This is a genomic window from bacterium, assembly GCA_024228115.1.
Taxonomy (GTDB): domain Bacteria; phylum Myxococcota_A; class UBA9160; order UBA9160; family UBA6930.
Genome location: JAAETT010000413.1, coordinates 13,306 through 34,894, shown reverse-complemented (window position 1 = coordinate 34,894; position 21,589 = coordinate 13,306). Strand labels below are relative to the sequence as shown.

Annotated in this window: 18 protein-coding genes; 9 read left to right on the top strand and 9 right to left on the bottom strand. The window is 66.4% G+C overall.

The genetic code is table 11. From position 1 onward, the window contains the following. Positions 1-823, bottom strand: an 823-nt coding sequence (locus tag GY937_17730) for a transposase (GenBank protein MCP5058546.1), incomplete at its 3' end; no start/stop codon positions are given. A 290-nt stretch (positions 824-1,113) separates the two neighbouring features. Here GY937_17730 and GY937_17725 point away from each other — a divergent pair. Beyond that, positions 1,114-2,397, top strand: coding sequence for a Fic family protein (locus GY937_17725; protein ID MCP5058545.1), 1,284 nt, complete (start codon positions 1,114-1,116; stop codon positions 2,395-2,397). A 133-nt stretch (positions 2,398-2,530) separates the two neighbouring features. Here the strand turns inward: GY937_17725 and GY937_17720 are convergent, their stop codons facing one another. Both GY937_17720 and GY937_17715 read right to left on the bottom strand, forming a co-directional pair. Then, entirely contained in the window at positions 2,531-3,052 is a 522-nt protein-coding gene (locus GY937_17720) for a hypothetical protein (GenBank protein MCP5058544.1), read from the bottom strand. Next, a complete protein-coding gene (locus GY937_17715) occupies positions 2,992-3,858 on the bottom strand; it encodes a homocysteine S-methyltransferase family protein (GenBank protein ID MCP5058543.1) in 867 nt (288 codons plus the stop codon). The genes GY937_17720 and GY937_17715 overlap by 61 nt, the downstream gene beginning before the upstream one ends. On the opposite strand from GY937_17715, the gene GY937_17710 reads away from it, so the two are divergent. After that, entirely contained in the window at positions 3,857-6,481 is a 2,625-nt protein-coding gene (locus tag GY937_17710) for a hypothetical protein (protein ID MCP5058542.1), read from the top strand. The genes GY937_17715 and GY937_17710 overlap by 2 nt on opposite strands. 300 nt (positions 6,482-6,781) lie before the next feature. Continuing rightward, complete coding sequence (locus GY937_17705; protein ID MCP5058541.1) at positions 6,782-7,660, top strand: PEP-CTERM sorting domain-containing protein; 879 nt, start codon at positions 6,782-6,784, stop codon at positions 7,658-7,660. Positions 7,661-7,666: 6 nt separating this feature from the next. Here GY937_17705 and GY937_17700 read toward each other — a convergent pair whose 3' ends face one another. The 5 genes from GY937_17700 to GY937_17680 all read right to left on the bottom strand — a co-directional run bounded on the left by GY937_17700 (position 7,667) and on the right by GY937_17680 (position 13,921). Next, on the bottom strand, positions 7,667-7,867 hold the full coding sequence (locus GY937_17700) for a hypothetical protein (GenBank protein MCP5058540.1): 201 nt from the start codon (positions 7,865-7,867) through the stop codon (positions 7,667-7,669). 70 nt (positions 7,868-7,937) lie between these two features. After that, positions 7,938-8,768, bottom strand: a complete 831-nt coding sequence (locus GY937_17695; protein MCP5058539.1) for a hypothetical protein — start codon at positions 8,766-8,768, stop codon at positions 7,938-7,940. Positions 8,769-8,807: 39 nt separating this feature from the next. Next, positions 8,808-10,805, bottom strand: a complete 1,998-nt coding sequence (locus GY937_17690) for a hypothetical protein (protein MCP5058538.1) — start codon at positions 10,803-10,805, stop codon at positions 8,808-8,810. Positions 10,806-10,849: 44 nt separating this feature from the next. Then, positions 10,850-11,962, bottom strand: coding sequence for a redoxin domain-containing protein (locus GY937_17685; GenBank protein MCP5058537.1), 1,113 nt, complete (start codon positions 11,960-11,962; stop codon positions 10,850-10,852). A 39-nt stretch (positions 11,963-12,001) separates the two neighbouring features. Then, positions 12,002-13,921: a VCBS repeat-containing protein gene (locus GY937_17680; protein ID MCP5058536.1), complete on the bottom strand. Its 1,920-nt coding sequence runs from the start codon at positions 13,919-13,921 to the stop codon at positions 12,002-12,004. 285 nt (positions 13,922-14,206) lie between these two features. Here GY937_17680 and GY937_17675 point away from each other — a divergent pair, with 285 nt between their 5' ends. Genes GY937_17675 through GY937_17665 form a run of 3 tightly spaced genes read left to right on the top strand, consistent with a single transcriptional unit; the run spans position 14,207 to position 18,160 of the window. Beyond that, the gene (locus GY937_17675) at positions 14,207-15,400 is read left to right on the top strand and encodes a 2-isopropylmalate synthase (protein MCP5058535.1); all 1,194 of its coding nucleotides are present in this window, start codon (positions 14,207-14,209) and stop codon (positions 15,398-15,400) included. After that, on the top strand, positions 15,400-16,455 hold the full coding sequence (locus GY937_17670; protein MCP5058534.1) for a 3-isopropylmalate dehydrogenase: 1,056 nt from the start codon (positions 15,400-15,402) through the stop codon (positions 16,453-16,455). The genes GY937_17675 and GY937_17670 overlap by 1 nt, the downstream gene beginning before the upstream one ends. After that, positions 16,448-18,160 (top strand): homoaconitate hydratase family protein, encoded by a 1,713-nt coding sequence (locus GY937_17665; protein MCP5058533.1) that lies wholly within the window; start codon positions 16,448-16,450, stop codon positions 18,158-18,160. Before GY937_17670 ends, GY937_17665 begins: the two co-directional genes overlap by 8 nt. A gap of 14 nt (positions 18,161-18,174) precedes the next feature. Here GY937_17665 and GY937_17660 read toward each other — a convergent pair whose 3' ends face one another. Next, positions 18,175-19,260, bottom strand: a complete 1,086-nt coding sequence (locus GY937_17660; protein ID MCP5058532.1) for a DegT/DnrJ/EryC1/StrS family aminotransferase — start codon at positions 19,258-19,260, stop codon at positions 18,175-18,177. 178 nt (positions 19,261-19,438) lie between these two features. Here GY937_17660 and GY937_17655 point away from each other — a divergent pair, with 178 nt between their 5' ends. Genes GY937_17655 through GY937_17645 form a run of 3 tightly spaced genes read left to right on the top strand, consistent with a single transcriptional unit; the run spans position 19,439 to position 21,520 of the window. Then, positions 19,439-20,377 (top strand): glycosyltransferase family 2 protein, encoded by a 939-nt coding sequence (locus tag GY937_17655; GenBank protein ID MCP5058531.1) that lies wholly within the window; start codon positions 19,439-19,441, stop codon positions 20,375-20,377. 10 nt (positions 20,378-20,387) lie between these two features. Beyond that, complete coding sequence (locus tag GY937_17650) at positions 20,388-21,038, top strand: hypothetical protein (protein ID MCP5058530.1); 651 nt, start codon at positions 20,388-20,390, stop codon at positions 21,036-21,038. Then, entirely contained in the window at positions 21,035-21,520 is a 486-nt protein-coding gene (locus GY937_17645) for a hypothetical protein (GenBank protein MCP5058529.1), read from the top strand. The genes GY937_17650 and GY937_17645 overlap by 4 nt, the downstream gene beginning before the upstream one ends. Positions 21,521-21,589 lie beyond the last annotated feature (69 nt).

The window sequence follows — 21,589 nt, the reverse complement described above, 5'->3', positions numbered from 1 at the left end:
CGTCGGTGGGCTCGACACGGTCGCCCTGCCGTCGCCACGGTTGGCCGGCCTCTGGGCCCGTTGCGATGCGTGAGTGAATGGAGGCCGCCATCAGGGTTGCGAGCAGGGGGTCGTCCTCGGCCGGGCCTGGGTTGCCGTACTCGAGGTTGCGGTGCTCGAGCAACCGGATGATGCGGCGTGCCGTGCCCGCCATCACCCGGGCCACGTCCTCGGTCTCGGGAGGAGGTAGCGGCAGGAACGGGCCGGGTGCGTGGGCGGGGCCCGGGTAGATGCCGTCGAGAACCAGGCTGTGGAAGTGAGGGGTGAGGTTCAGCGCGGAGCCGAAGCGCTGGAGAAAGGTCACCGCGGCGCATTGGCCGCCGCGCACGCCGTGAAGGCTCCGGGCCCGACACCGCTGGTGGGCGAAAAGCGCGCGGAGGAAGGCGCGAAGCACGGCGCTCGTCAGCTTCGCGTCCCAGGCGCATGGATGGCGTAGTGGATAGGGCAGTGTGAGGACCCACTGCCGAATGGGGACAACGGGAAGGACGCGATCCACGAGATGAGTGGCGGTATCGGCCATGCGTCGCCCACCGCAGGAAGGGCAGAACCCGCGACCCTTGCAGGAAAAAGCCACCAGGCGATCGTGTCCACAGCTGTCGCAGTGGACACGCAGGAAGCCGTTCGCCAGCACGCCGCAATCGAGGTAGGCGCGGATCTCGCGTTCGACGAACCGGGCCACGGGCGAGCCCTGCTCGCGGGCGCCGGAAAGAAACGTCCCGAGCTGCTCGCGAATGACCCGGTGAAGGAGGGTCTTCTCTGGCCGGTGGCGTTCGTACTCGGCCACGGGGTCCCGCCCTCGGGACCGGCGTGGGGAGCGCCGCTGGAGAGACTACGGGGGAATCGCCTCATTGGCACCTGGCGCATGGGGGGCTGGTTCGAGCCGCAACCAGGCGGAGCCACTTATCCCAGGCCTCGATGGGTTGGGGCGGGTACGCGCACGAGGCCCAGGAGCCGCACGATTCGCGCGGGTCCACGCACGAACGGGAGGAGGCGCGTTCACCGCTGAAGTCAAGAACCGTTGATCTTGCTTAGGTTTAAGTTGCGGTTATTCTATAACCGATACTTAGAGGATGCATGGCATCTCACCTGCGGAAACATTGGGACGCGCAGATCCAGGGGATGAGTCGACGAGATCGACGCGGCGGCTTCTATGACGCCTACCTCGCCGACCCGCTGGTTGGCTGGGATCTGTCGATCCCGGCCGATGTGGCCGCCGATATCGCCGATGCCGAGGCGGCCGTTCGAGCGCTGAATGCGGCTGGTACCGCGCATGTGAGCCTCGAGGGTCTCGCCCGATTCCTGCTCCGCGCCGAATCGGTCGGTTCATCGAAGATCGAGGGCCTCGCAGTAGCATCCCGGCGGCTTGCGCGGGCCGAAGCTGCGATCGCGCTCGGTGGGGATGCGAAGGACAGGGTCGCGGTCGAGGTCATCGGCAACATCGCGGCGATGGAGGCAGCGATCGAGCTGGCCGCCCGCACCGAACGGTTCGAACTCGCCGAGCTGCTCTCGGTTCACCGCACGTTGATGGACGACTCCCCGACCCCCGAGCTCGGTGGCGTCGTTCGCCAGGAACAGAACTGGATCGGCGGAAGCTCATTCAACCCGTGCAGCGCCGCCTTCGTCCCTCCGCCACCCGAGCACCTCGACAAGCTCCTCTCTGACTTGCTCGACTATGTCAACGGCGATGAACACTCCCCACTCGTCCAGGCCGCCATCGCCCATGCCCAGTTCGAGACCCTCCACCCCTTCGCAGACGGCAACGGGCGAACCGGCCGAACGCTCATTCACGTCGTGCTGCGGCGACGCGGCCTCGTACCAACCTTCGTCCCCCCGATCAGCCTCGTGCTCGCAACCTGGTCCGACGACTACATCGACGGGTTGATGACGTTCCGCCACGTCGGCGAACCTGATGGCGCGCAGCGATCCCGAGCCGCAGCCGAATGGCTCCGGTTGGTTGCGATCGCCACGAGCCGAGCCTGCCGAGATGCCGAGCGCTACAGCACCGAAATCGACGAGATCACGGCAGCATGGCGAGCCAGGCTCGGCCGCGTCCGAGCCAACTCCAGCACCGATCTGCTGCTTCGTGTCCTTCCAGGCGCGCCAATCGTCACCATCGAATCGGCCCGCAAGCTGATCAGCCGATCCAAGGCTCGGACCACCGACGCAGTCAATGCTCTGGCGGAGGCAGGGGTTCTGCGTCAACGCAATGTCGGCCGGCGGCGCTACCGGGTCTTCGAGGCAACCGAGGTGCTCGATTTGTTCACCGGACTCGAGCGAGCGCTTGCCAGCCCAACCGGCGACACGAGAAGCGGCCGCCCAGTGCGGCCCGTACCCGATCGACCACGAGGCCGGGACTGATCATCACCCCGGACGATGCGCGCGATGGGCCGAGCGGCGTGTTGCCGTGAGGTGCTTCTGCCGATTGTGGGAGAAACAAGGCGCCCCGGGCGGCGGTTCCCGGAACTTGTCTGTTTCCCTTTGGGCTCCCTGTCTAGGAGATCTCTGCGAGGACCGGGGCGTGGTCCGAGGCGGTCAAGCCGTTCTGTTTCTTGCGATCGTCCCGGTCGATCGTCACCTCGCGGGTCCGCTCGCGGAGGCCCGATGTCCCCAGTACGAAATCGATCCTCAGACCGTGGCCTCGGTGAAAGGAGCCGCCCCGGTAGTCCCACCATGAGTAGGCCTTCTCTTCGGGATACAGCGCCCGGTAGAGATCCGTCCAGCCCTTTTCCGCGAGACGGCCCATACACGCTCGCTCAGCGTCGGTATGAAAGATCACACCGGCGAACTTCTCCTCGCTCCAGATATCGAGTGCGGTCGGGCAAATGTTGAAATCGCCGCATGCGACGGATGGCCCGGCAGGTGTGCCGAGATGCTCGGCGAGCGCGTCGAACCATACGAGCTTGCGCGGGAAATCGTTGGGGAGGGAGTGAGGCCCGTTCTCGGGTCGCATTGCTAGGTACTGCGCAGCAGGCTCACCGCCGCGGCGAGGTGCTCGGGGGTCGTTCCGCAACATCCGCCGACGATGGCGGCGCCGGCCTCTCTCCACGTACGTGTCAGCCCTGCAAACCGATCTGGCTCCAGGAGTTCGACGCGTTCCGATGGTGCGCCCAGGTTGGGGGAGAGAAGGAAGGGCAGGCCGCAGCCCTGCAGGATGGGAATGCACGCTTCCAGTGCCGAGATCGGCAGGCAGTTCACGCCCACGGCGAGAGGGCGGGCAGGAAGCACGGCGTCGATCCCCGCCTCGAGGGGTTCGCCGGAAAGAAGCCGGCCTTGCGCGTCGCATACGAAGCTCACCAGGAGGGGAAGGTCCACGGCCTGGGCCGCCAGGGCGGCGGCCTTCGCTTCGCGGGCCGTATTGTGGGTCTCGGCCAGGATGGCGTCCGCTCCAGCCCGGGCGAGCTGTTCTGCATGCTCGCGATGCTCCTGCTCCAACGCGCCGTCGTCGGGAACCCGGTCCGGCTGGTAGCAGTCCTCCAGCGGAGGTGCGGAGCCGAGCACCGCGCCGCGATGGGACCGGCGTGCGAGACGCACCGCGAGCCGGGTCAACTCCTCCGCACGCTGGCCCAGGCCGCAACGGGCCAGGACCCTGCGCTGGGTTCGGAAGCTGGCGGCGGTCAACAGATCGCAGCCGGCACGCGCATAGGCTGCGTGGATTTCCCCCACGAGTTCCGGCGTGTGGAGCAGGCCACCGCTCGACCACAGTGGCAGGTCGCACGGGGCGCCCCTCCGCTCCAGCTCCGTGCCCGTGGCACCGTCTAGAACGAGCATCCGCCCGGCCGCCAAGGCCTGGGAAACGTTCCTGTTATCTTCGTCCGCCATGCCCCGCACCGTCTCCGTTGCCAGGGACGAGCACGCCGGCCGGCTCGAGCCCCTGCGTCTCGGCGTACGCTATGCCGCCACGTCTCCCGATCGTAGCGACCATGGCGTTGCGGGTGCGATGGAGTGGGCGGAGGGTCGCCTCAGCGCCGGCGTTCAACGCCTTGGGCCTTTCGAATTGGGTGTCTCCGCCGATCTCGCTGGGGAAGAGGCGGAATTCCAGGTCACCGTGCGCAACTATGCCGAGACGGAACTCCATCTCGAATCCGTCGTACTCGGTTTTCGCTGGGCGGGCGTGGATGCGCACGCCGTGCGCTTCTTGAAGAACGGCTGGCAATCCTGGTCGTATACCGGAGGTGGTGCGCTCGACCGGGAGGGCGAGGCGCCGTTCCCGTCCGGGCCGTGGATGCGCGGCCTCTACCATGTGCTGGGTGCGCCGCCCGCGGATCGGGAGGGCTGGCACGAATCGGCGCTCGTCTCCGTGGCCTGCGATACGGAAGGGCGTGCCTGCCTGGTCGGGCTGTTGGAAGGCGGCCTTGGTAGCGGGCTCGTGTATTGGCGTCGCGACGATCACGGTGTGCGGGTCGAGTTGGAGATCCAGCTGGAAGTACCGGTTCCGGCGGGTGGCAGCCTGGAGCTCGAGCCCGTCCGAGTTGCGCTCGGCACGGACGAGAACCGCTTGCTCGAGACCTTCGCCGAAGAGCTGGGGCGCAGAGGTAGCGCGCGGACCGGAGCGCCGTTGCCCACGGGTTGGTGCAGCTGGTACCAGTTCTTTCACGACGTCACCGAACAGGATCTGCTCCGCAATCTCGACGCCCTGACCGGGTTGCGCTCGCAATTCGCGGTCGATGTCGTGCAGCTCGATGACGGTTTCCAGCACGCCATTGGAGACTGGCTGGAAACGAACGAGAAGTTTCCGCGCGGTCTGGCACCGCTGGCTGCGGAAATCCGGGCTGCCGGGTTTCGTCCCGGAATCTGGACCGCACCCTTCTGCGTCGTCGCCGAGAGCCGCCTTTACGATGCGCATCCGGAGTGGCTGCTCGGGAGCCACGTGGCGAAGGGTGAACCCCACCGCGGGCTCATGCATCCGTCCTGGACGAAGGCGGGTTGGGTCTATGCCCTCGACCCGACCCGCGAAGAGGTGGTGGACCACCTGCTGCGGACCTTCGCCGGCCTGGTCGGGATGGGCTTCAGCTACCTGAAGCTCGATTTCCTCTACGTGGCGGCGATGCAGGCCGAGGCGTTCGATCCCACGCAGACACGGGCAGCCCGCCTGCGACGAGGTCTCGATGCGATCCGCCGCGGTGCTGGGGACGAGGCCTTCCTGTTGGGCTGCGGTTGCCCTCTCGGCCCGGCGGTCGGAGTGGTCGATGCCATGCGCATCGGTCCGGATGTGGCCCCCCATTGGGGGCCGCCGTCCGACGCCTGGCCGGGGATCGAACACGCCGCGCCCAATACGGGGGGCGCCCTGCGCAGCATCCTGGCCCGCGCCTGGATGCATCGGCGGCTGTGGATCAACGATCCGGATTGTCTGATGGCCCGTACGGAAGACACCGAACTCGACGAGGCCGAGGTCGATGCCCTGGCAGGTGCGATCGCCGTGACCGGCGGCATGACCGTCGTCTCGGATGATCTGCCGGCGCTGGGCGAGGCCGATCTCGAACGGGTGCGCCGCACCGTGGCGCTGGCCAGGGAGATCGACGCCGCGGGTGCCCAGGGTGCCGCCCGCGCGACGGACCTCGTGGCCGAGGAGGCTCCCAGCGGCGCCGTCGCAAGAGCCGCCGAGGCCACCTGGGTCTACGCCTTGAATTCGACGGAGCATGCAACGGAGCGTTCTCTCGCAACGCTCGAAGAGCGCGGGGGCCCCACCGAGCCGACCGTTCTCTCGGGTGCAGCGCCAGGAGCCGCGTCGCTTCGGCTCGGTCGCCACGAATCCTCCCTGCTGCGGTTCTCTCGCGAAGTTGCGCTGGGTGTGTTCTGCGACTACGACGGAACCTTCGCCGTGCAGGATGTGGGCTCGACCCTCGCGAAGACCTACGCGAGCGAAGGCCGGGCCGCGCTCTGGGAGCGACTCTCGCGTGGTGAGCTGAGCGCGTGGGAGTACAACATGGAACTCCTCGATGGCCTGGAGCTATCCGAGGAGAAGCTGGATCGTTTCCTCAAGACGGTCGAGCCGATGCCCGGGGCCCATGAACTCGTGGCCTGGTGCGAGGAGCGCGGTGTTCCGTTCCGCGTACTCTCGGACGGCTTCGACCGCAATCTGGATCGCTTGCAGGAGCTTCACGGTGTGCGCTTCGCCTACGACGCGAATCACCTCTGGTACGACGCGGGGCGATGGCGGTTGGCGCCGGGAGCGCCGGACGCGAGCTGCGGTTGCGGAACCGGCGTATGCAAACGCGGCCGGATCGCTCTCTTCCGCCGCCACCACCCCGGCGCGACAGTCGTGCACATCGGGAACGGCCGTGTCTCCGACCTGTGCGCAAGTGAGGCGGCCGACGTCGTCTTCGCCAAGGACACCCTCGCCGAAGAACTCGACACGCGATCCATCTCCTTCGAGCCCTTCGACGATCTCCATCAGGTCACCCGGGGCCTGGAGCGTGTCCTGGTCCGGCTCCAGACTTCGTAGCCCTCAACGGGATGCCGCAGTGGGCCAGAAGAGGCCACCCGCCGGCCCATCCGATTCTGGATCGCCGGACTCCGTTCCAAGCCACAAGGAAAACTTTTTCCTTACACGGGAATTGATTTCCTGTCCGATCGGCCCCTCGATCATTCACGTTTAAAAAAACGCTTGAAAAACAAGGGGTTTCGCATTTCCCGGAACTGGCACGGTAGTTGCTCTGCTTACCGACGGGAAGAATGGAGCGTCCGGTACTCGGGCTCTCTGGGAAAGGGGAATTTTGTGATCAAGCAACTCGCAATTGTTGCTGTGGCCCTATTGTGGGTCGGAGCGCAGGCCCAGGCGGCCACCGTCAGCGTTGTTCTCAGCTCTGACAACAGCGTCTGCGGCAACAACATCAACGGCGCGTGTAGTCAGAATGGCAGCGGCACGTACGACGACTTCGGGTCGGCATGGTCCACGACCAATGGAGCCTCCGCCGTCCTCACTGGTGTGGGCTCCACGTCGGCGAGCTTCGGCATCGACGCCGTTACGGCGGTTGACGATGGCGGTGCTGACGTTGGTCAGAGTAACGACCGGAGTACGTTCGCCAACCTGAACTTCGACATCACCCTCACGGTCGATGTGGACAACGCAGGGGACACCTGGACCGTCGACCTGGCCCAGAGCGTTCTCGGCCTTTACGGGTTGAACGGTGATGGGACTCTGTCCGCGGTCGGGAACCAGGACAACGGCAATGCAGCGCTTTCCTCGATCACGACGGTCGTGGATGGCAGCAACTACAACTTCTCGGCCACGCCGGGCGCCCTTTCGGGCAACCCGTCGAATGGCTCGAGCCAAAGCCAGGCGTTCTCGGGGAGCCGCGGCGACCTGGGCGTCGTCGGGGGAATCGGTGACGCGACCTTCAGCGTCAACATCGATCTCAACCTGACTGCGCTTTCGAACGACGGCTGCTCGGGCACCGTCTGCTCGAGCGCTTCCGGCGGCGAGGAAGCTGCCGTGTTGTTCGGCCTCCAGGACGTCATGGACCAGGACGTAGACAACTACTCCTACTGGAGCCGCTCCATCGGGCCCGACGGCTACACCGGCACGTTCACCCTGAATGTGTTGGCGATCCCGGAGCCTGGCATGCTCGGCCTGTTGGTCGTCGGCATGGCTGGCCTCGTGGCTGCCGGACGCCGCCGCTAGGCACCGTCAGGGAATCCAGCGAATCCGGGGCGCTTCGGGCTCCAGATTCTCAAGCAAGACCCAAAGAGCAAGCGCGCTCGGATGTGGATCCGAGCGCGCTTCGCTTTTTCTGGTGGGCCATCCACCATCTGCCCGTTGCGCATCCAGCAGCGCATCGATCCAGGCGGCCTCGACCTCCGCGCCGGCGCCAAGGTAGTAGAGCATCACCAAGGCCTCGATCCAGAGATCCGTGGCCGTCCTGGAACTCTCTGACAGGCTCTCGCGCTCGGCGACGACCTCAGCCGGATGGAATCCAGGCGGTCGCCGGGGCGTCGGGGTGGAGTCCCCCGAGCAGGACCCAGAGTGCCAGCGCGCTCGGGTGCGGGTGGGAGGTCGGTGCTCGGGGGTGATTTGGCCAGCCCCCATCCTCGCGCTGGGCCGCCAACAATGCTTCGATCCATTCGGGGCGGACGCGGTCACCCTCCCCCAGGTAGTAGAGCATGGCCATGGCCTCGATCCAGATATCGGTGGCGAACTGGTGACGCGAGTTCAAGACCTCGCGTTCCTCGATCAGCGCTTCGAGCAGCTCGACCTGCTCGAAGTGGAGTGGGATCAGCTCCATCTCGGAGAGGCACCCGTTCTCCAGCGTCCAGCGTGCCGCGACCACCGCATGAGTCAGCGCGTAGGCCCCCATGCCAGACGCGGTGCGCAGCACGTCGACCCAGCCGTCGGGAAGCGCAATCTGGTCGCAGTGCAGCGCGCTTGCAGTCATCCGATCGATGGCCGTGGGGAGCTCGGCGATCTGTCGTTTGCTCACCCGGGCCGCGGGGTCGACGAGCCGCCGGTAGACCGCGAAGAGCTCCGGACGCTCGAGTTCCTTCTGGGCTCCGTAGGGCGTGCGGCCGGACGCCAGGGTGAGCTCGAGTCCGAAGCGCCGGTGCAGGTAGTCGAAGACGGACGACCAGCCGTGGTCGATCTCGTGGACCTGGGTCGAGAAGTAGGTGAGCGCCCGGTCCCGTGCCTGCTCCGGCCCGGAGCCACCGCAGCCGGCCACGAGAGCCACGGTCGTGAGGCCAATGGCCGCTCGGAGCAACCAATCTCGTCCTCTGGAGCCTTGGGGGTTGGTCATGGGCGAGGGTTCCACCTGCTTCGGCGCTCGAGGAGATCGCTACGGTCCTACGCGGTACACGATGCCGGCTGCATTCTGGAGCGCCACCTCCAGGGGCTCCCCTGCCGGAAACGGCAACGGGGCCCGAACTGGCGCGTAGACCCACTCTGCGCCGCTCTCGGCAATTGCGGTCAGGGCGGCATTCCGATCCGAGCCGGTGTAGACCGCCGCGATCCGGGAAACCCGGGCACGGGCCTCCTCCCGCGTGAGCGCCGCGGTCGACGACCGGCCCGTCAGGTAGACGGTGCGGCCGGAGACCCAGGTCACCGGCGAGGGGACGTCCCGTTGCAGCAGGATCGAAGGCTCGAGCACCACGTCGTCAGGCTGGGAGAGTACCCGCAGCCGCTCCAGAAGATCGCGCTCATCCTGGCCTACGACCGTCTTGACCTTCGCACCGTAACCCAACGGGCCCAGTACCCGTCCGGTGGAGAGCAGAGCCAGCAGCAGGAGCAGCGAGATGGCGAGCCAGCGCTGTTCCACGACCCAGCGACCTAGCACCAGCGCCACGAAGGGCCAGAGTCCGAAGCTGGCGATCCAGGTGAACTGGGTCACGTTGAGATGGTGGGGGGAGTTCTTCAGGATGCAGGTGGCTGCAAACCCGAACCCCGCCGCGATGGCGACCGTGCGGTGCAGGGCCACCCGGGTGCCTTCCTCGATGCTGGCCCCGGTCGCCTTGCTCCGACGCCACAGCTCCGGAAGTGCAAAGAGCCGAGCCCCCAGGGCGATTGCGAACATTCCCACCGCGGCCGCAACGGTGGTTGCGGCCAGACCTGGCTCGTGGAGCAACGCCGTGTTGTGGAAGCGGTCGAAGCTGCTGAAGGGCAACAGATCCCGGCCCAGGGCCCCCTCTGCGAAGTAGCGGGGGATGCAGCCGAGGCAGACTCCGAAGCCCTGGCGGCCCCCGTCGGCAGAGAGACGCCAAGCCCAATAGAGCTTCTCGACCAGTGAGGGAAGTACCAGCAGGCTGGCCCAGCCAGCGGTGAGCCGGAGGCCGCGGCGCAGGATGGTCGGAGCCGCGAAGAGGGTGACAACGAGCAGGGCCCCGAACACGGTGGCCCAGAGGAAGAGCTTGAGTTCGAAGAGAGCGGCCACCATCAGCCCTGCGGCGGCCGGGACCCGCGTCTGCCCTGGCTGGAGGCGCAACAACAGCAGAGAGGCCGCAAAGGCTGTCTGCAGGGCTGGGGTGATGGAGTTGAAGGGGAGAACGTAGGGGCCGAAGAAAGTCCAGCTGTCGAGGCCCGCGGGCTCGAAGCCGAAGATCCACCCCACGACCCGCAGCAAGAAAGGGGCCCCACTCCCCGAGACGGTGAGCACTGCCGCTCCCGTGGCGGCTATCCGGCTCCCGCCAAGTGCCCGGACCAGCAACGCAGCGGTCGCGGAGAGGCCGAACACTTCGAGGAGTGGCAGGAAGCGGAAGGTCAGGTCCAACAGGGAGAGACCGCTGAGGAGTCGGATTCCGGCGCGCTCCGCGAAAGGGAGATAGCTATTGGTGAACTCGGTCCCGGCCACGTGCATCAGGTTCATGGGCAGGCCGGTGTCGATGAGCTGAAGCGTGGCCGCCACGTGGCTCAGGGGATCGAAGGTCGTGTCCCGCCCGAAGAAGATCAGTCGTCCTGCGCCATCCACGATCCCGCTGTGACCCACCGTGGCGTGGACCAGCAGCGCCGACGCCAGGAAGCCGAGGCCGAGGGCCGGGGCCATCCAGCCGAGTTCGCGGAACCCGTCACCAGAACGGCCCGTCGCAAGGGGAACCCGCCAGATGACCAGAGCCAGCAGAGCCACGGCGAACGGAGCCCAGCCGAGCAACAGAGCGCTTGCCCCCGCGGACGTCGCGGCCAGTGTGACGAGCCCCAGCAGGATGCGCCCGAAGGCCAGGGCCAGCACCAGACGTTCGAGGGGACCGCTTCCCAGGCGGAGCCAGCGCACCAGCGCCAGGCCGGGCGCAAGCATCCCGCCGCCAACGGCCCAGGTGAGGGCCAACAACTCGGCGAGGCTCAACCCGAACTCCTGCTCCACGCTCGTCGTGCGGTGCCGACCATCGGTCAGCCACCCGCGGCGGGAGCTGGCTCCAGAGGGAGGAGGCCGAGGATCTCGGAGACCGTGGGCACTCCGAATCGGGTGCTCAGGACCCGGCCCTGGTGGTCGGTGACCACACTCGCGGGCAGACCTTCTCGGTGCAGCGCTTCGATCAGCCAGCGTTCGAACTCAGCAACCTCCGAGGAGGAGGCCTCGAGCTGAAGCTCGTAGGCTGGCCGCTCCTGGCGAAGCCAGCGCTGCAGCTTCTCCCGACTGTCATCCCGATCGACGGGAATCCCGACCAGGCGCAGCTCTCCTTCCTCGAAGCGATCTCGCAGCAGCTGAACCTGGGCCAGCTCCTTCCGGCACGCCTCGCACCAGGTAGCCATGGTGGTGAACACGTTCAGCGCACCCGGCGGGCTTTCGGCCACCAGGCTCGTCACGAGCTGGGGCGCCTGCCGGGGCGTGCGACGTGGCGCCGGCCAGGGCGTGGCCTCGGCCACGGCGTAGGCCGTGCGGACGACGGCGAGGCCATCGGGGCTCTGGGCTGGGTCCTCGTACAGCGTGAGCAGGGTGCCAGCCGGAATCTCCTCGATCAACTGAATGGCTCCAGAGGGCCAGCGCACACGAACCGAATCGGCAGCCTCGCGCGTGCCGATACCGATCAGCAATGTTGCGCTGTTCTGGGCGGCAAAGCCCTCCCCGGCGCGGTGCTCGCGCAGCAACGTCGTCGAGCCCAGGTCTACCTCGACCAGGGCACCAAAACCGTCGCGGCTGCTCGCGGCGGGTGAGGGCTCTGCATTCGTGTTGCTGCCCACGAAACGGAGCGCGATGGCGGCACCTGCCCCCGGCGCCATGTCCGCAGCCGGGATCTCGTTGCGGAAGAGCTGCAGGAGTGGGGTGTTGGCATTCACGACGGCGAGGTCGAGCCAGCCATCCCGGTCGAAGTCGAGCAGCGCGAAGGCCCGCCCATCCGCAGGGTCGTCGAGGCCCGAGATGGCTCCGACGTCGTCGAACTCCGTCCCCCCCACGTTCAGGAAGAGGTGGTTGCGCTCCTTGCCGCTGAACGAGACACCGTCCTCGAAAGTCCGTCCTGGTGTTCCCAGTCCAACAACGGGCACGCCCTGGCCGAAATCCACGGATTGATCCGAGCGCACGACCGTGCGCCAGTAGTCGCTTCAGATGTCCGCGACCGACTCCACCTCGGGCGGGGTCGTGTAGTAGCCGCTCAGTGCGTACAGGTCGAGGAAACCGTCGTTGTCGAAGTCGGCGAACTGTCCGCCCCAGGACCAGCCCGCGATCTCGACTTCGAGCCCGCCCTTCCCCGAGACGAGCTCGAAGCGTTCCCCGGTGTTGCGGAACAGGCTGTTCCCGTGGGCCATCTTTCGGAAGCGTGGATCGGCCTCGCCGAAGAACTCGGTGATGCGGTTTCCAGCCTTGCTGTACATGTTGGTGACGTAGAGATCCTGCCTGCCGTCGTTGTCGTAGTCGCCCCAGCCGACACCCATGCCGAAGCCGATATCGGCGGTTCCCGTCTCCTCGGTGATGTCCGTGAACTTCCCGGCGAGTTCGTTGCGAAAGAACTGGTTGGGCGAGAAATCATGGGCCAGATAGACGTCCGGATCACCGTCCCGGTCGAAGTCGGACCAGGTGGCCTGATAGGTGTTGGAGAACAGGCGGAGCGGAGCGTTCTGGGGATCGTGGGAGAAGCGACCTCCACCCTGGTTCGTGAGCAGGAGGTTGGGCGGGCCGGGAAGGAGGAGGTACTCGTGGGAACCGGCGGAGGCGGACAGCTCCAGCAGACGCTTTGCATCTCTTTCGGGCAGGAACTCCTCGAGGAGTAAATCCGGTGCCGCCCCCGCTCCACGGGAGGCCCTGATTCGTCTCGTCTTGTACTGCTTGACGATGATGTTGGCGGCATAGGTGGAGGCGTAGATGTCGAGCAGGCCGTCGCCGTTGTAGTCGACGGCTGAGAGCGAGGCGACCAGATTCGGCATGGGGCCGCCGCTCATGCCATCAGCGCGCTCCACGAAGCGCCCCTCGACGTTCTCCAGGTAGACGCTCGGCGCCAGGGTGCGGCCCACGAAGACGTCGGGGTCGCCGTCGTTGTCGAAGTCGGCGAAGACGGCGGCGGCAGAGTGGTCTTCGATGTCGAGGCCGACCTCGGCCGCCCGCTCTTCGAAGTGGCCGTTCCCGTCGTTTACCAGCAGCTGGTTCGGTCCCCAGCGCACCATCACATAGATGTCGTCGTCCCCATCACCATCGATGTCGATCACGGCGATTCCTGGATGACGATCGTGGGAGGCAAGGTGAAAGTGGGGAGTCGGGGCCTGGAAGCCCTCAGGGTCCTTCAGGTAGCGGGCGACCAACCTCTCGTGCTCCGAGTGTCGGGCTCGGCGCAGTGTGTCCTCTTCGGGAAGTGCGTGCGCGAGAACCTCCTGGAACAGTCGTCGGGGCGCTCGATGGAGCTTCAGCTTCTTCGTGCGCCAGGACGCGATGCGCCACGAGTTGGCATCGAGAAGCTCCGCATCGTTTCGTCTCTTCCAGCGCAGCTGAATACGGCCGGAGACAGAGGCCACGGTCTGTGAATGGAGGTGGGCAAACCCCTTCAGCTGCAGGTCCGTCTCGAAGATCCGGCGTTCCGGGTCGACGAAGCGACCCCGCTTCGTACCAAGACCCACGCGCTCGAACCTGGTGACCCGGTCGAGCAGGGGTCTCAACAGGTCGAGGTCCGAAGGAGCCCGGGGCGGTGTCAAAGCTCCGGCTTTGCCCTCGAGCACTTCTCGTGGAAGAGTTTCGGAGCGCGGGGTCCCCGTCTGCAGGGAATCGGCTGGAAGGTCCGCGGTCTCGACCAGCAGATCGAAGAGCCCGACGCTCTGCGCATCCGGGACGCGGAGGTTCTCGACGGAGCGCGCCAAGGAACGGAAGCTCGGTCCCAGGGCATCGAGCAGCGCCTCAGAGTCGAGCATCTCCTGCCACTTCGCCTCGGGGACGGCGGGGCGAGCCGGTTGGACAGGCGTCGCATCGTCGCGCTGCTCCGGCCCACATCCGATCAGGAAGGATACGAAGGCCAGCACGAGGAGTCCGAAGAGGTTCATCGCGTTCCTGTTGTGTTGAGCAAGAACACCTCTGGCCCTCGTCCACGGGACTCGATGATATAGAACGACGGAGCGCCGGGAAACGATACGGGAGACCACATCGAGTTGGATGGGCAGCGGTGCGCCGGGATTCGTTGCGGTCGGATCGGGGACCGGGCGGGGGGAGACGCTCTGACCCTCGCACCTGCCATGACACGCTGTTTGCCTTGCGTGCCCCTTCCCGGGTATTCTGCAGGGCCCTGAATTCGCAGGGAAAATTCGCCACGGGAAGGCCCGACGAGAGGTATGGAAGTCCGGCGCCTGAAGATCTTCGACGAGACGCTGCGCGACGGTGAGCAACAGGCGGGCATCTCCTTCCCGCCCGGGGCCAAGCTCCAGTTGGCGCGCGGGATCGCGCGGACCGGCGTGCACCAGATCGACGTGATGCCCGCGGTGGATGCGAGCGAGGCGGCCCTGGCCGCCACACTGGTGAAGGAGGGACTGGGCGACCGCCTCACCCCGGCCACCATGCTCGGCAAGCCTAGCGTCGACCAGGCCAAGGCCAGCGGCGCGGGGCGAATCATCCTCTTCTATGCGCTCTCGGACCGGCTCATGTTCCTGCGCGACGCGGAGTTGAGAGACGACCCGGCCTTCGCGGGCAGGACCATCGATGACGGTGTTCCGGACGTGGTGATCGAGCGTTTGCGGGAGGGAGTGATCGCCCGGGTGCTGGAGAGCCTGCGCTACGCGACTAGCAAGGGAATCGATCTTCGTGTCGACTTCGCGGCAGAGGACGCGAGCCGTGCGGACCCGGGGTTCCTGCGCCAGTGTACTCGCGCCTTCGGTCCGTACCTGGGACACTTCATGCTCTGCGACACGGTGGGCACCTTGCGACCGGAGCGCGCGGGCTCCTGGATCCGCGAGCTGCTCTCCTCTAGAGGCGCCGGCCCCCTGGCGGTTCATTTCCACAACGATCAGGGTCTGGCGCTGGAGAACACACTCCAGGCGGTGCTGGCCGGGGCCACCATGGTGTCGGGTACCTTCGGCGGGATCGGTGAGCGTGCCGGAAACGTGGCCCTGGAACAGGTGCTCGATGCCCTCCGGGTCCGTCACGGAATCGAGGTTGAAGGAATCGACTACGACGCCATCCCGGATGTCATCGCCCAACTGGATCAGCTCGGCCTGCGGCCAGCCCCTCCCTTTTCTGCAGCAGCCCAGCGCCACGAATCGGGAATCCACGTTCATTCTCTGCTCCGTGATCCGCGCAGCTATTGCATCTTCGAGGGCGTCGAGCCCGAAATCTGGTTCGGAAAGATGAGTGGCACCAGCAACTTCGAGTACCTCTTCGAGAAGATCCTCGGACAGCCGCGCCCCCGGGCGGAGTACGAGCGAATGGCAGCGGCGCTGAAGAGCCGTGCGGTGGCGGAGGCACGTTGCTTCTCGCCCGCGGAGGTGCTGGCCCTCGTCGAGGAGGGGTCGCTGATCGACGAGGTGACCTGATGGGCGGGCCCTACCGACTCGTTGTCCTGCCCGGCGAAGGAATCGGTCCCGAGGTGACCTCGGCGGCCCGGCGTGTCCTCGAGCATGCGGCCCGTGCCGAAGGCGTCGAGATCAGCGTGGCGGAGGCCGATTTCGGCATCCCTGCTCGGGAACGCCACGGCAGCTACTTCCCCGCCCAGACGGCCCGTGTGTGCAGCGCTTCGGACGGCATCCTGCTCGGAGCGGTGGAGCGCGGGGGCTTGTTGGAGCTGCGCAGTCACTTCGACTTCTTTGCCAACCTGCGGCCCGTGCGCTCGATCGACTGTCTACTCGATGCCTCGAGCCTGAAGCCCGAAAAGACCCACGGATTGGACATTCTCTTCGTTCGGGAGCTCACGAGCGGAATTCATTTCGGCCCGGGATCGCGCGGCGAGGACGAACGAGGGAGCTACGGCTACCACACCATGCTCTACTACGACGCGCAGATCCGGCGCATCGCGCGGGTGGCTCTCGAGCACGCGTCGCGCCGCAGCGGAAGGCTCACGGTGGCCCACAAGGAGAATGCGCTGCCGCACATCCCCTGGTGCGCTCTGGTGAGCGAGGAGGCGGCTGGCTTTCCCGGAGTGGAGGTCGAGAACCTGCTGGTGGACAACCTCGCCATGCAGCTCGTCGTGGATCCCGGGCAGTTCGACGTGATTCTTGCGGGCAACATGATGGGAGATTGGCTGAGCAGCATCGGTGGTGCGCTGGTGGGCTCCATCGGCCTGCTCGCCTCGGCGAGCCTGAACGAACAGGGGCTTGGCCTCTACGAGCCGATTCATGGAACGGCGCCGGAGATCGCCGGGCAGGGCATTGCCAACCCGCTGGGCGCCCTGGGCTCGCTGGTGTTGATGCTGCGTCAGTGGGAAGAAGATCCCCTCGCGGCCCGTATCGAGCAGGCTTGGCGTCGAGTGCTCGAGCAGGGCTATCGCACGCCGGACCTGGGGCCCGCTTCCAGTGGGAAACGCGTGTCCTGCGAAGGGATGGCGGATCGGGTCATCGCGGCCCTGGCGAGCGGCGGTGCCAGCCATGTCTAAGGGACGCGTCCTCGAGTTGGGGGACGACGTCAACACCGACGACATCATTCCTGCCCGTCGCTGCACGAGCGCGGACCCTGAGCATCTCGCCCGTTTCGCGTTCGAGCACCTGCTGGGGGAAGGCGCCCTGGCGGCAGGCTACGACGAGATCGAGGCAGGTCGTAACTTCGGCTGCGGCTCGAGCCGCGAGCACGCGCCCCTTGCGTTGAAGAGCGCGGGGATCGAGCGCGTGCGAGCCCGATCGTTCGCCGAGATCTTCTTTCGCAACAGCGTGAACATCGGCTTGCCTCTGAAGACCACAGAACAGGGGGAGGCCACACCACTCGTGGCCGCGATCGTCGGGGCGGGTGGACTGACGGCCTTCAACCAGAGCCGGCGCACCGGTGGCGAGTTCCTGGCTGCCAACGGAACCGGACCCCGTCCCATGACGCTGGCCGAGAAGATTCTGGCTCGTGCCTCGGGAAACTGCTTCGTCGCACCGGGCGAAACGGTCTTCGTGGGCGTCGATCTGGCCATGTCCCACGATGCCGTGGCGGGTCCCGTGGCACGGCAATTCCACGCTGCCTTCGGCCCGGAAGCACGGGTCCGGAGCCCGTCCCAGGTGGTGTTCGTGGCGGACCATTTCATCCAGGTGAACGACGTTCGCAAAGATGAAGCGGCGCTGAAGCTCCACCGGGAAATGGTCGACTTCGCGCGGGAGCAGGGCTGCCAGCTCTTCGACGTGGTCGCAGAGGGCGAGGCTGCCGGAATCTGTCATGTGCTCCTTCCCGAGCAGGGCCTCGTTGCTCCCGGCATGGTGATCGCCGGCACGGACTCGCACACCTGCACCTACGGCGCGTTCGGTTGCTTTTCCTTTGGCGTCGGCACAACGGACATGGCGAACCTGCTGGCCATGGGGGACGTCTGGGTGCGCGTGCCTCCGACGCTGCGCGTCGAGCTCCGGGGGCAGCTGCCCGAGGGCTGCGGCGCCAAGGACCTGGCCCTCTTCCTGTTAGGGCAGCTGGGCTGTGACGGTGCTTCCGGCAAGGTGCTCGAGTTCCGTGGGCCGGGCCTCGATTCGCTGCCGATGGAAGAGCGCATGACGCTGGCAAACATGGCGGTCGAGTGCGGTGCCGTTTGCGGTCTGATGGAGCCCGATGCGGTGACCCGCAGCTGGCTCCAGGCGCGCGCTCCACAGGGCTGGCCGGCACTGGAGGGCGATCCGGATGCCGAGTCGGAGGACAGCATCGAAATCGATCTCCGGATTCTCGAGCCCCAGGTGGCATGTCCTCCAAGCCCGGATCAGGTTACGAGCGTGACTCAGCTCGGACACGTTCCCATCACGCGGGCCTTCATTGGATCCTGCACCGGCGGCAAGCTCCACGATCTCGCCGAAGCTGCCGCGGTGCTCGAGGGTCGTCGCGTCGCGTCCGGTGTGAACCTGTTCGTGGTCCCCGCCTCCCAGGAGGTGCGCCGGGAAGCCGAACGATGTGGCTACCTGCGGGTATTCGAAGAGGCGGGGGCGACGCTTCTCAAACCGGGGTGCGGTGCCTGCATCAATGCCGGTCGCGGCACTCTCCCGGCGAACGAGAACGGCGTCTATGCCACGAGTCGGAACTTCCGCGGGCGCAGCGGTGATCCGAGCGGGCAGGTCTATCTCGCCTCGCCGCGGGTCGTGGCCAACTCTGCCGTGATGGGCCATATCAGCGACCGGTTGGATGACTGAGTCGTTGCAGTCTTCTAGGTCAGGCTCTCCACCAGCGCTGCGGCGATTCGCTCCACGTCGTCGAGCGGCAGGCCGTCGTGGAGAGGCAGGCACAGGAGTCGCGGACTCAACGCCTCGGCCACCGGCGCCTGGTCTCGACCCATGTAGGGGATGCTGTTCAGGGGAGGATTGAAGTAGCGCCGTGGGTACACGTCCATTGCCACCAGGGCGAGCCAGGCGCGGCGCAGCGCCTCCTCGTTCTCGAAAAGGAGCGGGAAGTAGGCGTAGTTGTACTCCAGGTCGTCGGGAATGTGCGGCAGCTCCACGCGATCGGCGACCGCATGCAGGGCTTCCAGGTAGGCCTCGAATCGTATCCGGCGCTCCCCGATGGCAGCCTCCACGTACGGCAGGATGCAGAGTGCCAGGGCTGCGTGCAGCTCGGACAACTTGGCGTTGATTCCCGGCACGGCGAAGGATTCGAGACCATCGAAGCCAAAATTGCGCTGCACGCGAACCCGGTGGGCGGTGTCCGGATCTGCCGTGCAGACGAATCCTCCTTCGGCGCTGTGGAAGATCTTGGTGGCGTGGAGGCTCAGGGTCGCGATGTCCCCATAGCTGGCCAGGGGGCGCCCCCGATAGCGGCAACCAAAGGTGTGGGAGGCATCGAAGATCAGCTTCAGGTTCTTCTCGCGCGCCAGGGCTGCGAGAGAATCCACATCGCAGGGGAAGCCATACACGTGTGTGGCGAGGATGGCGCGGGTACGCGGCGTGATCTTCTCGGCACAACGCTCCGGGTCGAGTGTCCATGTGGTCGGATGCACGTCCGCGAAGACGGGGGTGAGCCCCATCCATACCAGGCTCGACGCCGTGGCCACGAAGGACAGGGGTGTGGTGATCACCTCGCCCTCGAGGCCGAGCGCGGCGCTCGCGAGCTGCAGGGCGAGAGTGCCGTTGGCTACGGCGATGCCGTGGGGACTCTCCAGCTCCCGCGCAACGAGCTGCTCCAGCTCCCGTACCTGAGGGCCGTCGTTGGTGAAACGCGCCTCCTCCCAGATGGGTTTGAGGCGCTCGAGAAAGGCATCCAGCGGGGGTACCAGACTGCGTGTGACGTGGACGCTCATGGCTCGAGGCTCCTCGGAACCCGGGGGGAAGAAGTCATCTTACATCTAGGAAGGAGGGTTCATCCGGTTGCTCGCGAGGGCAGGGAGCCCGTCACGGGTTCGGGGAGCTTGGTTCCACCCCGGTGGGTGGAACCGCTTGAGTGCCCCACGGGGGTCGGTGTAGAGTAGAACACCTGCCATGGATGCTCCCACCGCTGCCCCCGAGTTCACCGTCGTCACCACCTGCTATTGGGAGGAACGGAGCATCCGGGAGTTCCACGCGCGGCTCAGCGCGACACTCCAGGAGCTCGGCCGCAGCTACGAGATCGTCTTCGTCAACGATGGCAGCGGGGACGGGACCCTCGATTGCCTGGAAGCGATCTTCGAGCAGGACGAGCATGTCCACATGGTGATCGACCTGATGAAGAACGTGGGCCAGGCCGTGGCGATCACGGCTGGCTGCGCCCATGCCCGGGGCCACAGCATCATCCTGCTGGACAGCGACCTGCAGCTCGATCCCGAGGATCTACCCGGACTCATTGCGGAGTTCGACAAGGGCTTCGACCTCGTGACGGGCTACCGGGTGGCGCGCCAGGATTCACGCCTCCGCACCATCCCTTCACGGCTGGCCAACGTGATCATGCGCGCGATGTCGAAGACCGACCTGCGCGACTTTGGCTGCACCTTCAAGATCCTCGACGGCCGGCTCATCCGCGCCTTCCAGCCTGGTCCCAGCCGGCCGCTCAAGCCGCCCCACGTGGTCGCTGCCGCGGGACGAATCACGGAGGTCCCCGTCTCCCACCATCCACGGCCCTACGGCAGATCGGGCTGGAGCTTCTCCCGTCTCTTCGCCTACAACATGGAGAACCTCGTGAACCTCTCCCAGCGGCCCTTCCAGATCCTGAGCGCAGCTTGCTTCCTGGTGGGGTTGCTGTTGGTGCTGCGTGTGCTGGCCAGCCTGGTGGTATCGACTCCCGTGCTCTCGACCGTGACCAACGGGCTCATTCTGAACGTGCTGGTGTTCTGCCTGCTGATCATCGTCGGCGTCCTGTGCGCAGTGGGCGAGTACGTGATCCGCGGGTATCTCATTCTCCAGGGCCACCCGGCCTACATCATCCGCGAAGTTCGCACCCGATGAGGAGGAAGCCATGAAGAGTCTCGTGATCCTGGGTGCCGGCGGCTCCGCACGGGAGACCTACTGGTTCGTCAAGGACACCTTCCCGGATGTGGCCTTGTGCTTCGTCGACGACGTCGGTGAGGCGACCGAGGTCCGGATCGCCGACGACGTGGTGCCGGTGGTGAAGGACTGGAACTTCTCTCACCTCGACGCCGGTGGCGAGCAGAATGGATTTCGACAATTCATCGTCGCGGTGGCAGAGCCTCCCGCCAAACGCATCATGGTGAAGAAGGCACTGGCCAGCGGCCTCGAGCCCGCGCCAACCCTCATCCATCCCCGCGCCATCGTGCGCGGAGACTGCCACATCGGCCGGGGTGGGCAGATCGTCGCCCATTCACAGCTCACCACACACGCCACCATCGGCGACTACGTGGCGGTCCTCGACACCACGATCGGCCACCACGACGTGGTGGGCGACTACACGACCTGTTTCCCGGGCTGTCGCGTCTCCGGCGACGTGAGGCTGGGAGAAGACGTCCTGCTCGGCGCGGGTACGGTCATCCGCAACGGGGTGACGATCGCACGGGGGGTGGTGACGGGGGCTTCGAGCTGCGTGGTGAAGGACATCCTGGAGCCAGACATCACGGTGGCGGGTGTGCCCGCAAAGAAGCTGGCGAGGTGAGGGACGGGTCTCGCTTCCTGGCCCTTGTTCGGGCCTCGGTCGCGGGCGTCCTGGTTGCCTGCGGAGCCGAACCATCGCCCCCGGCTGATGATTCAGTCACGGCCTTCTCATCGCTCTACAGCCACTCGGAGCGGCGCTACCGGGTGAATGTCCGCGCCACTCCGGCGGGCGGAGACGGCGAGCAGGGAGTGTTGGAGGCCCGGGTTCGTTCAACGGAGCCGTGGAAGCTGAGCTTGGACTTTCCGTACCGGCTCGACCTGAGGTTCGAAGAGAGGGAGTCTTCCTCGTGGACGCCCGAGGGAATCGACGAGCATCTCGTGCGCTTCGAGGCGCCTCTGGACCGCGCAGCAGATCGCCCAGGGCGTGTCTCGGGGAAGATCGTCTTCGGGATCTGCCGCGGGGAGATCTGTCAGCGCATCGAGCATCCCTTCGAGGGCGTGGCGGGAGTGCAAGGTCCGCTTGCGGTACCCCTCGAACGATGATTGACGCACTGGCGGAGAAGCCAGTAGAAAGAAGAAGCTCCGCAACACATCGAGTACCTCTGCTGGACA

What these genes read in the sequence shown, in the direction of transcription:
- GY937_17725 (MCP5058545.1), top strand. Translation starts at nt 1,114, where the DNA reads ATGGCATCTCACCTGCGGAAACATTGGGACGCGCAGATCCAGGGGATG.
- GY937_17720 (MCP5058544.1), bottom strand. Translation starts at nt 3,052, where the DNA reads ATGTTGCGGAACGACCCCCGAGCACCTCGCCGCGGCGGTGAGCCTGCT.
- GY937_17710 (MCP5058542.1), top strand. Translation starts at nt 3,857, where the DNA reads ATGCCCCGCACCGTCTCCGTTGCCAGGGACGAGCACGCCGGCCGGCTC.
- GY937_17715 (MCP5058543.1), bottom strand. Translation starts at nt 3,858, where the DNA reads ATGGCGGACGAAGATAACAGGAACGTTTCCCAGGCCTTGGCGGCCGGG.
- GY937_17695 (MCP5058539.1), bottom strand. Translation starts at nt 8,768, where the DNA reads ATGACCAACCCCCAAGGCTCCAGAGGACGAGATTGGTTGCTCCGAGCG.
- GY937_17680 (MCP5058536.1), bottom strand. Translation starts at nt 13,921, where the DNA reads ATGAACCTCTTCGGACTCCTCGTGCTGGCCTTCGTATCCTTCCTGATC.
- GY937_17675 (MCP5058535.1), top strand. Translation starts at nt 14,207, where the DNA reads ATGGAAGTCCGGCGCCTGAAGATCTTCGACGAGACGCTGCGCGACGGT.
- GY937_17670 (MCP5058534.1), top strand. Translation starts at nt 15,400, where the DNA reads ATGGGCGGGCCCTACCGACTCGTTGTCCTGCCCGGCGAAGGAATCGGT.
- GY937_17665 (MCP5058533.1), top strand. Translation starts at nt 16,448, where the DNA reads ATGTCTAAGGGACGCGTCCTCGAGTTGGGGGACGACGTCAACACCGAC.
- GY937_17660 (MCP5058532.1), bottom strand. Translation starts at nt 19,260, where the DNA reads ATGAGCGTCCACGTCACACGCAGTCTGGTACCCCCGCTGGATGCCTTT.
- GY937_17655 (MCP5058531.1), top strand. Translation starts at nt 19,439, where the DNA reads ATGGATGCTCCCACCGCTGCCCCCGAGTTCACCGTCGTCACCACCTGC.
- GY937_17650 (MCP5058530.1), top strand. Translation starts at nt 20,388, where the DNA reads ATGAAGAGTCTCGTGATCCTGGGTGCCGGCGGCTCCGCACGGGAGACC.